The sequence below is a fragment of the Paenibacillus sp. FSL R5-0749 genome (assembly GCF_038595085.1).
Lineage (GTDB): Bacteria > Bacillota > Bacilli > Paenibacillales > Paenibacillaceae > Paenibacillus.
Genome location: NZ_CP152005.1, coordinates 6,719,545 through 6,732,681 on the forward strand (window position 1 = coordinate 6,719,545; position 13,137 = coordinate 6,732,681).

10 protein-coding genes are annotated in these 13,137 nt (G+C 46.6%); all 10 read right to left on the reverse strand.

The window, feature by feature from the left end:
- Positions 1-327: 327 nt before the first annotated feature.
- Positions 328-1,689, reverse strand: coding sequence for a replicative DNA helicase (dnaB, locus tag MKY85_RS29910; protein WP_253442260.1), 1,362 nt, complete (start codon positions 1,687-1,689; stop codon positions 328-330).
- Between the two features lies 1 nt (position 1,690).
- Entirely contained in the window at positions 1,691-2,134 is a 444-nt protein-coding gene (rplI, locus tag MKY85_RS29915; RefSeq protein ID WP_036611925.1) for a 50S ribosomal protein L9, read from the reverse strand.
- Positions 2,131-4,122, reverse strand: a complete 1,992-nt coding sequence (locus MKY85_RS29920) for a DHH family phosphoesterase (protein ID WP_339238881.1) — start codon at positions 4,120-4,122, stop codon at positions 2,131-2,133. Before MKY85_RS29920 ends, rplI begins: the two co-directional genes overlap by 4 nt.
- 11 nt (positions 4,123-4,133) lie before the next feature.
- Positions 4,134-5,045, reverse strand: coding sequence for a DUF2232 domain-containing protein (locus MKY85_RS29925; protein ID WP_017691446.1), 912 nt, complete (start codon positions 5,043-5,045; stop codon positions 4,134-4,136).
- Between the two features lie 5 nt (positions 5,046-5,050).
- Positions 5,051-5,353, reverse strand: coding sequence for a MazG-like family protein (locus MKY85_RS29930; protein WP_253442948.1), 303 nt, complete (start codon positions 5,351-5,353; stop codon positions 5,051-5,053).
- A 265-nt stretch (positions 5,354-5,618) separates the two neighbouring features.
- Positions 5,619-6,044, reverse strand: a complete 426-nt coding sequence (locus MKY85_RS29935; protein WP_091035263.1) for a CBS domain-containing protein — start codon at positions 6,042-6,044, stop codon at positions 5,619-5,621.
- 184 nt (positions 6,045-6,228) lie between these two features.
- A complete protein-coding gene (locus MKY85_RS29940; RefSeq protein WP_091035261.1) occupies positions 6,229-7,263 on the reverse strand; it encodes an LCP family protein in 1,035 nt (344 codons plus the stop codon).
- 432 nt (positions 7,264-7,695) lie between these two features.
- The gene (locus MKY85_RS29945) at positions 7,696-9,285 is read right to left on the reverse strand and encodes an MFS transporter (RefSeq protein ID WP_342571513.1); all 1,590 of its coding nucleotides are present in this window, start codon (positions 9,283-9,285) and stop codon (positions 7,696-7,698) included.
- Between the two features lie 226 nt (positions 9,286-9,511).
- A complete protein-coding gene (locus MKY85_RS29950) occupies positions 9,512-11,941 on the reverse strand; it encodes an alpha/beta fold hydrolase (protein WP_342571514.1) in 2,430 nt (809 codons plus the stop codon).
- A gap of 119 nt (positions 11,942-12,060) precedes the next feature.
- Complete coding sequence (locus MKY85_RS29955; protein WP_339238886.1) at positions 12,061-12,951, reverse strand: D-alanyl-D-alanine carboxypeptidase family protein; 891 nt, start codon at positions 12,949-12,951, stop codon at positions 12,061-12,063.
- Between the last annotated feature and the right edge of the window lie 186 nt (positions 12,952-13,137).

A 13,137-nucleotide genomic window follows, 5' to 3' on the forward strand; every position in this document is an offset into this window, starting at 1 on the left:
TGTCCTTCCGTTACATTCAAGGGAAGGTTTGCGCTGCTTTAACGCAGCAGTATTAGTGTACCAGTACCTTTTTTCAAAGTCAAATCAAATGGCGAACAATTAGATATAGTACAACTGTAATGTTCGGGATTTACCCATAATTTCGACACAAAAAACCGGAGACCTCAGTCCAATCTTGCTTGACTGCTATCACCGGTTCAAGGATATCTATTTCAATGTGAATCTATATCTGGTATTTATAACACATGTTTGAGTTCAGTTGCTCTAATAGTTGATCTTCGGGACAGACGAGTTTGCTTCCTGATCGAAGCCGTCAGCACCTGCCCGTTACATCGCAAAGGCGTCATTGTGCGCCCTCTCGTAGTTGACGAATTTATTAAAGTTTTTCAGGAAGACCAGTTCTACTGTACCTACCGGACCGTTACGCTGTTTGGCGATAATGATCTCGATAATATTTTTCTTTTCGGTATCCTGATTATAGTAGTCATCCCGGTAGAGGAACGCTACGATGTCGGCATCTTGCTCAATCGAACCCGATTCCCGCAAGTCACTCATCATTGGACGTTTATCCTGACGCTGCTCTACACCCCGGCTCAGCTGAGACAAGGCGATAACTGGAACTTCCAGTTCCCGGCCAATTTGCTTCAGTGTACGTGAGATCTCGGATACCTCTTGTTGACGGTTCTCCCCGGCTTTGCCGCGTCCACTAATCAATTGAAGGTAGTCAATCAGGATCATACCCAGACCCTTCTCCTTCTTCAGACGACGGCATTTGGCACGAATATCGGCTACCGTGATACCAGGTGTATCATCGATATAGATATTAGCTTCGTTGAGAGCTGCGATACCCATCGTCAGCTTCTGCCAATCTTCATCCCCTTTGAATTCCCCTGTACGAAGAACTCCCGCGTCCAGGTTAGCTTCCGCACAGATCATCCGTTGTACGAGCTGTGCAGCCGACATCTCCAGACTGAAGATGGCTACCGTTTCTTGCGCCCGGATGCCTACATTCTGGGCAATATTCAAGGCGAAGGCCGTCTTACCTACGGATGGACGCGCCGCTACAATGATCAAGTCACTGCGCTGGAAGCCGGCAGTCATCTTGTCCAAATCGATGAAGCCGGAAGGGATACCAGTTGTCGTTCCCCGATTCTGATGCAGCGTTTCGACTTTATCGAATACTTCCATCAATACGTCCTGAATGGCTATAAAACCACTACTGGAGCGACGATTGGAAATCTCCAGAATACGACGTTCAGCTTCTCCAAGCATGGCTGCAACATCTTCGCCGCCTGTATATCCTTCACTTACGATCTGTGTTGCCGTACGAATCAGACGACGCAGCATCGATTTCTCTTCGATAATCTGAGCGTAATAGTCTACGTTCGCGGCTGTAGGTACACCATGTGCCAGCTTAGCCAGATAACTAACGCCGCCGATGTCCTCCAGCTCACCTTTATCCTTCAGAAGCGAAGTCAGTGTCACGAGGTCAATCGGTTGATTTCCCTCACCCAGCTGAATCATCGCTTCAAAGATTAATTGATGGGGTTTATCATAGAAATCCTCGGTTTGCACCCGTTCCATCGCTGTAATCAGGGCTTCACCCTGCAACAGGATTGCACCCAGCACGGCCTGTTCGGCTTCCAGGTTCTGCGGGGGAATCCGGTCGAATAACATTTCTCCGCCCATCTTACTCTTCCGTTACCTGTACCTTCAAGGTTGCCTTCACTTCAGGGTGAACCTTGACAGTTACTTGTGTTACGCCGAGTGTACGAATAGGCTCGTCCAGCTCAATTTTGCGTTTGTCTACTTTCAAACCCTTTTTAGACAAAGCTTCTGCGATCTGTTTGCTGGTAATGGCGCCGAACAGACGACCACCTTCGCCGGACTTGGCTTTCAGTTCAGTCACTTCTGCTTCCAGCTTCTTCGCGAGTGCTTCCGCTTCTGCTTTCTCTTCCTGTTTGAGTCGTTCCTCAGCTGCCTTCTGGTTGTCGAGTGTCTTCATGTTGCCGTCCGTTGCCAGACGAGCAATTCCCCGTGGCAGTAGGAAGTTCTGTGCGTAGCCCTCAGATACTTCCTTCACTTGCCCTTTCTTGCCTTGACCCTTCATATCTTTTATAAAAATGACTTTCATTCGAACAGCCCCTCTTCCTTTTCGATTTCAGCCAGTACGTTCGTCAGCCGTTTTTCTGCCTCTCCAAGCGTTCCTTCGAGCTGAACGGCAGCATTCGTCAAATGTCCGCCACCGCCCAGTCGTTCCATGACAACTTGAACATTCATGCGTCCCAGCGATCTCGCGCTGATGCCAATCAGTCCATCCGGACGCTCACTAATTACAAATGAAGCGACCACGTCAGTCATGTTTAGCAATGTGTCCGCCACCTGGGCGATCATCATCTGTGAAATCTTGCTGCCAGGGTCCGTGACCGCCAGCGCAATGTTCCCGTATACCATTTTAGCATGCTTTATGATTTCTGCCTTAGCAATATATTCTGACAGATCTTCTTTCATCAACCGTTGGACCATAATGGTGTCCGCACCACTACGTCGCAGGAAACCTGCGGCCTCGAACGTTCTAGACCCGGTGTGCAATGCAAAATGCTTCGTATCCATCGTGATTCCGGCAAGCAGAGCCGTAGCTTCAAGTGGAGTAAATTGTACTTTGTCATGAATATATTGCAAAAGCTCCGTTACCAGTTCCGCAGCCGAAGAAGCGTAAGGCTCCAGATAGATCAACACAGCATCATTGATGAACTCCTCACCCCGACGATGGTGATCCACAACGACAACACGGGTTGCAGACTGCACCAGTTTCGGCTCCATGGTCATAGAGGCCTTGTGTGTATCCACCACGACCAGCAGCGTGTGCTCTGTCATCATCTGGGTTGCTTGTTCCGGTGATACAAATGCTTTGGACAACTTCTCGTCCTTGTTCACTTGCTCCATCATCCGTTCAATCGCTGGATTGATTCCATCCAGAACAATGCGTGCTTCCACATTGTACAGACTCGCCGCTTTCCATACCCCGATGGACGCACCGATTGCGTCCATATCCGGAATTTTGTGCCCCATGATGAGCACTCGATCGCTCTCCTGCATGAGGTCACGCAGCGCATGCGCAATAACTCGTGCTCTCACCCGTGTTCGTTTCTCCACGGCGTTGGACTTGCCCCCGTAGAAAGACAGACGTTGCCCCGATTTCACAGCCGCCTGGTCGCCGCCGCGTCCAAGTGCCATGTCCAGACTGGACTGTGCCAATTCTCCCATCTCGCTGATGCTATCCGAACCAAACGCGAGTCCGACACTGAGTGTCATGGGCACTTTGAGGTCAGCGGTCATCTCCCGAACTTCATCCAAAATGACAAATCGGCTCTGCTCCAGTTCTTGCAATGACTTATGATTCAGCATCAACAGATAACGATCCGAAGACAGCCGGCGCAGGTACACTTCATACTGTTTGGCCCATGATGTAATCTCACTGGTCACACGAGCAATCAGCGCGGTACGCTGCTGGTCGTCCATGCCTTGGGCAGCCTCGTCCAGATTATCGAGAACGAGAATACCCAAAGCAAGGCGTTCATTTTCATATTTATCACGAAGAATGGCTAGCTCCGTAATCTCGTATACATATACATACCGCTCCTGCGGGTTATGAATAACTCCATAATGCCGATCATCCAACTGGAATTCGTCATGGAATTCCCTGGATGCATGTTCCTTCGTCCCATCCTTCTTCTCTTTAGGCTGAGGAAGTTTGGGAAACAAATTAAGCAGCGGATTACCCACCATTGTCTTCTCCTGGAACATCTCCGCAACAAAGCGATTATGCCACTCTACCGTACGATCTTCGCTGTACAGCACAATTCCGAATGGAAGCATGCTGACCGCTTCCCCCTCCATCCGTTTGATCCGGATAGACAGGCCATTAATATAGTCGTTAAGCTCACGGCGGAACGCGAGCTCCGCCTTAATCATGACGATTCCCAGCGCCGAAGCCAGTATCAGACTAATCAAACCAAGCGTCCAGTTATAAATGGTAACGAACATAACGAGCAATAGAAGCAGTATGAACGCCCATACGGTATAGTAGCCGTGCCAGCGTTTCTTCAGAAATTTAGGCAAGACTCATCACCCTATCGTTTTGATTTCGATATTGCCTCACGAAGCGGGAACGCCAGATCGATAATTCCGATAATCCGAAGCGGACCAATGAAGAAGACCGCAGCCGCCAGGAAATATGGTATAACCGGATTCCATTTCTTTGTATGTGAGAGAAAGAAGAAGAAGCCGATCGCTTGAATCATGAAGCCCAGATTGATTAATGGCGACAGGTTCATGGCAATCATCGTCCAATATGTTCCATCGCTTTGTCTCGAGATCACTTCGATCAACAGTGCAAGGAAATAATACCAGATCAACGCACGCGGCATACGCCACTCTCTCGCTGGTGGAAGCTTCGATACCACCACACCCATCACATTCAGAATCGGACGCGCAATGGCGTGCGTAATGAAGGCCATTACCATCGATGTAACAACGAGAGCAAACGGAATCATAAGCTGCGTTTGCTTGGCGACATCCTCGGTCATCTCAGGAGTCCATGCAAACCCGTTAATCATCTGATTCGATGAATTCGTTAACGGTTCAATAGTCAATTTGACTACATCTTCAATATAACTGGACAGGTCGAATTGGAAAATGACACTGCCAACCAAGAGCAACAACAAGTATTCTGCCAACATCATGCCACTTCCCGCCATCAGTGCAAACAGCGCCGATTTGCGTGTTTTATACGCGTGACCCATAACGATCGCTGGCAGGGTAAAGATAAGCAATAGTAACAGGTAGATGGGGTGGAATACGACCAAAATAACAGCTACAGGCACGAGATGCCATATAAAAGATTTTAAAGATAATGAAGCATACAAAATAACTCCCGGTATCATCATAAAAAATATGGCAAGTACCGATAAAGGAGTTAACAGCGAAAGTAGCAAGAGCAGATAAACTGCGCTCCAAACAGCTGATTTAAAGCTAAATTTCAACAAATTCACCTCTTACGCATATGATCTTCTAGTGCGGAAATATCCTGGTACCAGTCTTCAAGCTGGTGACCTTCCTGTTTATGCTTCCTCAACTTCTCAACTAGCAGAGCATCCAGATCCTTGAAAGGAATACCGAGCCTGCGGCCCAATATGTAACTACTCATAATCAAACTGGCAAGACTATCCCCGATTCGAGTTGTACTGCCTTCCCATAACGCCTTGAATAATCGGGATACCTGATCAAGCACTTCGGTTTTCAGCCATTCAATCACTTTAGCACGTTTGGCTACATCCAGTTCTTTAGGCATATTGGCGAAAGTCACTCTCCCCCGAAAAAGCTTTATTCTCCATTATAGCATAAAAAGAGGGCCCGCAAAATTACCCCAAAAAGCGGAGAAGTTCTCCGAAACTGATGTCAGGTACTTATGCGGAGTCCTCCGTACATCCTATCGACCTATATATTTGTCAAAAGCTTCGAATGCGCCCTTGGTTCAGCACTTCTTAAGTTTAACATGATACTGGATGGCTGTGATTATCCCTCATGACACCATAATATTTAAATTCGGTACAGCTTTACTTAGCCTTGATTGATTCTTTGGCTACAATGCCCTCGCAGTACTCTATAATTTGACTCCGTCTGACAATACCAATGAATCGATCCATATCGTCGACCACAGGAACAAAGTTCTGAACTTTAGCCAGATTAATCAGGTCTTCCATGTTGGCGTCAATGGATACGGGTTTAATATCCAAGCGGAGTGGAACGTCTTTGAGTAAAAATTTTGAAGCGTTTTCAAATGAAATCTTTCCCTCGGCATTCTTCATATACCACAGTAAGTCGCCTTCGGTAACCGTACCAATATATTTGCCCTCTTTATTCAAAATGGGAACCGCCGTAAAACGATGATATTCCATCCGTTCCAACGTTTGCCGCAGCGTAGAATCCGACGTCACACACGTAACCTCTTGTTTGGGTAGCAAAAAGAATGCGATGTTCATACCCTTGTGTATCCTCCTTATGAATTTCTTCGTTCAACTTATCTCGCTCAACTTATATTATACGGATTAGAACGCAGGATGTTCCAAAAGGATCACAGTTCTCACTGCAAAGAAAAAAAACAGCAGCCCGCGAATAAACGTACTGCTGATTGTGGTCTACAACACATCATCGGTATGGAATTGGTTATTCAATCTTTTGCCGGTCAGGGATCATTACTTCGCCGGCTGGAGTCGATTGATCCATCCAGTTGTTAATCAGCTCTTTGGCATATTGGACATCTTTCTCGTCAGCCTGGCCATAATAGATACCATCCTTTTTCATCCCCTCACCAAGAATGGTGAAGCTCGAAATCTGAGGTTTCTCCTGAGTAAGCACCTGTTTAGCCAGATCAATAATAAACGAAGCTCGCATATCCGTCTGGAAGCTGTCTCCCATAATCTGAATCAATTCCGGAATTTTGGCGATTTGATTCAAATTGAGCATCTCATTCGCCATCGCGTTCAGGAAAATCTGCTGCCGTTTAGTACGATTAAAATCACTATCCTCACGGTATCTTACATAATACAATGCTTCCTGCCCGTCATAGATCGGCTTACCGCCTTCAATCGTGAATTGCACATGATCCGGGTTCTTGTTCACAATGTCCTCATCAATTGGCAGTTTTACACCACCAAGCGCATCAACTACTTTTTTGATCCCGTCAAAGTTGATCGTTGCATAGTAACCTACATCAGCATCAAGGAATTTCTCCACCGTATTGATGGACATATTCTCCCCACCAAAAGCATAGGCATGCGCCAGCTTATCATAATCATCTACGCCGTCCTTGTTTGCATCCCGTCCAACAATCTGCACATACGTATCACGTGGAATGGATACCAGAAGCACACGAGATTCCTTGGGGCGTACTACAGCATAGATAACCGTGTCTGAACGTCCGCGCGTCTTCTCATAGGCACGTTTATCCGAACCCAGCAGTAACACGGAGAAAGGTTCCTTACGGTATACTGTTGGATCAGGCGTATTGTTGCCTTCTTGCGGTACATAAGAGCGGGATAGCTGATCTTCTACCGAGCCGGCGAGAAACAGATCAAATGCCGCCACAGCCAGCTGTTGACGGAACAAGTAACCTCCGATTAACAAAACAACAAGTGAAACGAGCGTTATATATAGGCCTTTTCTTCTTTTCTTCTTCTTATCTTTAGTTCTGCTTTTCATCCATTGATTCCTTCTTCACTGTCAAAATGATACTGCCAGGCTATATAAGTTTCAGCTAATATTTACACAAATAACGGAGAGGTCAGAGAAAACCTGAAGAAGCGTAGCGCTCGCCTTTATTACCGGATTTTAACCTTTGGAAAGGAAATCAAAAAATCTGGGGATAACAGCGATCGGAAGGTTACTCTGAACTCGCAGTGATGCAGTGTAACGATTCGTTGAACTTATATAATACCAATTAAACGTCTGAGATACCTTGTGACTCGGTGTTCTTCAAAGTTTTCTCTCTCTGGAATCAAGACACCGCTTACGCTCGTTCTATTGTAATCATTGCGGGAGGAGGAAAAGTTACAATCCGGTTAAATTGAAAAGAACAGTGACTCCTTTTTCGTTTCAAAAGGTACACTGTTCTCTTCATTTTCACACATGGTTTTATCCGTTCGTCGATACACTTTCCACATGAGGATTCTTCTCTTTATGACGCAGACGTCCCGTTATAAGCGCAGCCACCAGCGTAAGCACACTGAATATAACCGCGGACCAGAAAAGTCCACTGTAACCTTCCCCTGTCGTTTGATGCAGTGCCTGAAGTAACACATCGCGGATACCTTCATCAGGGATCTGGGACAGGCCCTCAGTCAGACTGGAGACATCACTCCCCGATGCCCCGCCTGACGCATATTGTTGCAGCATTTCAGGTGGCACCTGAATTCCTTTATCAGCGAATCCTGCCTGAATGTTGGACCCCAGATTAGTGAAAGAACGTGCCAGGAATCCGGCGAAAATGGTAGGTGCAATAGCCATTGCCATCTGCCGGAATAACGAGCTGGTCGCTACCGCGATACCTTTGTTATTCTCCCCCGCCTGTTCGGTGACAAGTACGTTAACTGGCGCACCAAGCATCATGCCAAAACCGATACCTACGAGCGTACTCGCGATGACAAATTGCCAGATATGCTCCACCCACAGCGGGAACAGCAGGAATCCAATGGCAGATAATAACCCCGCAACCGATAACGTCCAGATTGGCCCTTTGCGGTCAACAAGGTAGCCACCTCCGCCCGCCCCAATACCGGATGCCAGCGCGAGTGGAGTAAACCAATACCCGGAAGCCGTATTGGATACGCCAAGATACTGTTCAACGAAACCGGGAATAAAGATCACCGAGGCCAGAATGGCTCCCGAGAAAAAGGCAATCAACAGCGTCCAACGAAAGGACGCAATGCCCAGAAGCTGTGTTGATACAACAGGTTCACGTTCAGATCCTTCCAGTCTTTTTTCCATGAAGTAAAAGAGCACCAGTATGATTACACCTGCCAAGAAAAAGCCGAAGAACATTGGTGATCCCAAGCTTTGAATCATGTTCACACCGTCCAGATTGCTGAAGCTATACATTAGACTGAGTACACCCAGCGTCAGGACAGCAATACCGCTCCAGTCCACTGCTGCACGATTAAGCTCCTGCTCTTCATGAATAAATCGGATACCTGCAATGAATAGCAGGATGGCAATAGGTACGTTGATCAGGAATAACCAATGCCAGTTGCCCGTAATGTCCAGTATAAAAGCACCGATATTCGGCCCCAAAATGGCCGCAACACCATTCATACCCCCTAGCAGACCCAAGGCTGTACCTTGACGCTCCGCTGGGAACTTACTTAGCACGTAGGAGCTGGCAATGATAAATATCCCCCCACCGCCCAAAGCTTGAATGACACGAGCGATCAGGAAGAACGTAAATGATGTGCTTAGCGCAACCAGCAGGGACCCGATCCCAAACAGCGCCACTTCTATCAAAAACAGTTTCTTGCGACCATAACGGTCAGACAGTTTGCCTGCAATCGGAACACTCACCGCAAGCCCAAGTGTGTAGAGCGTAATCGTCCATGCTCCCCACGTTGGTGACACACCAAATGATGCATTTAAGGTGGTCAGTGAAGAGGTGATGATTCCGTTATCCAGTGCAGCCATAAATACCCCTATGGCAAATAGGACCAGCGGCCATTTCATTTGTTTTTGCATCACATGTTACCTCCCGATCAGATCTTGATTTAAGTATCGTACAGTGGGTCTGATACATATATATTAAACCGAATTGAACAATAATGACTCACTGGTCATTTTAAAACAAAAGAAATCCATATGTCAATTTAACAATATAGTTTATGGTTCATTTTTATCTGTGATCCGATAAAAAAGCTGCCCACAGGTTTGGTAAACCTGCGGGACAGCCCTCATGCCTAACGTATTATGGCTGCATCAGGTGACGATTCAGGAATTTCTCAATCGCACGATACAGATCAAGCTGATTCTCCACATTTGCGAAGCCATGACCTTCATTGGTCTTTAACATATAGGGTACATCGACTCCACGCTTGCGTAATGCTTCAACAATCTGGTCTGACTCGGCTTGTTTGACACGTGGATCATTAGCGCCCTGAACCACGAATAATGGAGCCTTCATCTGGTCGATGTGGAAGAGAGGTGAAATCGCTGTTAACAGCTCCTTGTCTTTTACGGGATCTCCTACACGTTCATAGAACATACTACGCTCAGACTCCCAATAAGGTGGAAGTGAGTCCAGAAGGGTGAAGATGTTGGAAGGTCCCACATAGCTGATGCCAGCAGCATAGACATCCGGTGTGAAAGCCAGTCCTGCCAGAGCGGCATATCCACCGTAAGAGCCTCCATATATGGCTACTCGTTTTGGATCAACCGTCCCCTCTTCAACCAGCCAATTCACACCGTCTGTGAGGTCGTTCTGCATCGCTTTGCCCCACTCTTTATTACCTGCATCCAGGAATTCTTTGCCGTATCCCGTGGAACCACGGAAATTGACCTGAAGAACAGCATAACCACGGCTTGCAAGGAATTGAGTCTCAGGATTGAAGCCCCATGAATCACGCGCCCAAGGACCACCATGTGGAACAACCACCAAAGGCAGGTTAGAAGTCTCAGCTCCTTGAGGCAATGTTAGATAACCATGAAGGGTCAGACCATCACGTGACTTATACGTAATAGGCTTCATATCTGCCATTTGACTCTCATCAATCCAAGGTGCAGCATCAGCCAGTTTATCGAGTTTGCCTGTTTTGGAATCATAGAAATAATACGTTCCCATTGCTTTGTCACTATACGCTACGAACAATACTTGGCCTTCCTTACTTATGCTACCGATACTTACTTCCTTGCCTGGCACTTTCGCTTTGATATCCTGCATTAATGTTTTGAACTCTTGATCAAAGAATTCATAGTTCACTTTATCTGTCTCATATACAGCAGCAAGAATAGTACCCTTTTCTTTGGAAGGTACGAAGTTGCTTACATCCACATCTTTATTTTCATAGATGGTTTTGGTTACCTTTTTGCTGCTTGGGCTGTACTCGACAATCGCCGTTTTGTCTCGCTCCAAGTTGGATATCGCATAGATATTTTTGTTATCATACGTGAACATGACTGGCGCAAAAGTCTCTCCAAGCTTCGTTGTCAGAAGCGGCTCAAATTCTTTGTCCTCCGATTCACGATACAGTAACGAAGACACATTGCCATCACTGGACACGGCAACACGAATTTTACCTTCGTGATCCGTCAGCCAGCCCGTAATATTACCCGGGTTCTCTGCAGCAAGTACAGCCTCCCCTGTCTTGATGTTAATCCGATACACATCGAAAATGCGCGGATCACGCTTGTTCATGCCTACCAAGATTTCATCCGGAATATTCTCAAGCGGATCTACCAGGATGGCTCTTGTGTTAGGATATGGCGTCAGATCCTTGCTGTTTGTACCATCGATATCCGTGACATATATATGGTAATTCTCATCGCCTGCCTTATCTTGTACATAGAGCAGCTTTTCATTGGTTGCCCAAGCAAATCCTGCAATATTACGTTCTGTTTCGCTCGTAATCCGTGCAGGCTTATCCTGGCCATTTGCAGTAACTACGATATTCATGCGGTTGTTCCACGGCTCCAGGTAAGCAAGGTGCTTACCGTCCGGGGACATCTGGAACCCTGCCTGAGCAGGCTGTTTGAAGAAGTCTTCCAGAGGAGTAAGACCATCCGATTTCACATCGAGTCCAAGCGCCAGATATAGTGCATCAGCGAATTCCCCATGGGTCACTGACTGTTTGGCGTTAAATGCGCTACCTTCAATAATAAAATGCTGTTTCAATCGCGCAGCGTCATCCGCATGCACAGCTGGAATCTGATCGGCATCACTGTATACGACTTGGATTCCATTATCCTTCAGTTCAAATGCACGTGTGAACAACGATGCCATCTGTGCACGTGTAAGTGGAGCATCCGGGGCATATCCTTTGGCTTTCCCTTGAATGAAACCGCCTTGCTTTAATGCGTAGATGGCAGGCGCTGCTTCATTCTCCGGCAAAACATCTGCAAAACCTGTAAGTGATGCAGGCGCACCCAGTTGAAGTACCCGTTGCAAAATGATTGCTGCCTCCGCGCGAGTGATTGGAGTCGTTAATTGGGCCATGCCATCTGTCGTACCATCTATGTATCCGAGTTGTTGCAGTGTTTGTGTTGCCTTGGAAGCAATTGCCTCCGAGACAGAGGCTGTAGGTTTAACGGCTTCGGCCGCCTGGACAGCCGGTTGAATCAGTGCGATGGACATAGCCATGGTAAGCGTGAGAGCGTATACCTTTTTACTAATTGCGTTCAAACAATCTCCCCCTTTAAAGTGAATTACATAATAATATGGAATTATACGTAAGTCATTTTACCATGATTAACCATAAGTTAACAGCGAGATGTCTCTCTGAGCAAGCCCATGTCCACTCTTTATTTTGAGCCCGAAAATCCATAGTTGAACAACTTCCGTGTTTCCACAAAACGCCCTTCACGGGTATCGGTCCCAAAAACAACTGAAATCAGTCTTTTGCCATCACGTTCAGCTGTCCCCACAAAGTGATATCCCGATTCTTCATCATATCCGGTTTTCAATCCGTCATTCCCATCATAAGCATAAGGCCCACCAATGGAGGACAACATCCAATTCGTGTTGCTCATGTACATCCCTTTTTGATGCATGGAGACTTGCATTTGACTGGAGATTCTTAAAATCTCGGGATGGTTATTCAGCAGATATCGCGCAAGTTTGCATGCATCTATAGCCGTCATTAAGGTTTGCCCTTGTATTTCCATCGGACGGTTAGGACCAAGCAGCTTTTCACTGAGGCCCGTTGAATTCGTGAATTGTGTATTTTCAGACAACCCGATCTGAGAAGCTTTCTGATTCATCTGCTGCACAAACTTCTGCTCTGAACCACTGATATGTTCAGCGAGAGCGACAGTTGCATCATTGGCTGAATAGACAGCCACGATCTCGAACAGCTCCTGAACGGTGAATTGCTCTCCCTGCTTCAGGGTCAGTTGACTGCCACCCACGGAACTGGCATACAGACTCACATTAACTAGATCGTCCCATCTTATATCTCCTTTAATCACGGCTTCCATCACAAGCAGTTCTGTCATCAACTTACTAACGCCTGCAGGAGCAATCTCTTCGGAGCCGTTAAAATCCATTAGGATCTGTTCGGAGTTCATATCCATTAATACCGCGGATTCAGCTTTAATTCCCGGTTTGCCTACCAGCATGTCCGGTTTTACACCCAAATATATAATGAGCAGTAGAGCCAGCAGCATACCTGCCCGTTTCCACCATTTTTTCATAAGATGATCACCTCTTACCTATATAGACGAAGTGAAGAGGCATTTTGTCTGCACTTTTTTGAAAAAAAGTTAAATTTTTTTTATTTTTTGGTTACAAAAAAAACATGAACCCCATACACCCATGCCAGAGTGTACAGAATCCATGTTTGTAAAGACACTTTAGTTCAATTTCCCAGGAGAATTCTT

What these genes read in the sequence shown, in the direction of transcription:
- rplI (WP_036611925.1), bottom strand. Translation starts at nt 2,134, where the DNA reads ATGAAAGTCATTTTTATAAAAGATATGAAGGGTCAAGGCAAGAAAGGG.
- MKY85_RS29955 (WP_339238886.1), bottom strand. Translation starts at nt 12,951, where the DNA reads ATGAAAAAATGGTGGAAACGGGCAGGTATGCTGCTGGCTCTACTGCTC.
- dnaB (WP_253442260.1), bottom strand. Translation starts at nt 1,689, where the DNA reads ATGGGCGGAGAAATGTTATTCGACCGGATTCCCCCGCAGAACCTGGAA.
- MKY85_RS29940 (WP_091035261.1), bottom strand. Translation starts at nt 7,263, where the DNA reads ATGAAAAGCAGAACTAAAGATAAGAAGAAGAAAAGAAGAAAAGGCCTA.
- MKY85_RS29935 (WP_091035263.1), bottom strand. Translation starts at nt 6,044, where the DNA reads ATGAACATCGCATTCTTTTTGCTACCCAAACAAGAGGTTACGTGTGTG.
- MKY85_RS29945 (WP_342571513.1), bottom strand. Translation starts at nt 9,285, where the DNA reads ATGCAAAAACAAATGAAATGGCCGCTGGTCCTATTTGCCATAGGGGTA.
- MKY85_RS29930 (WP_253442948.1), bottom strand. Translation starts at nt 5,353, where the DNA reads ATGCCTAAAGAACTGGATGTAGCCAAACGTGCTAAAGTGATTGAATGG.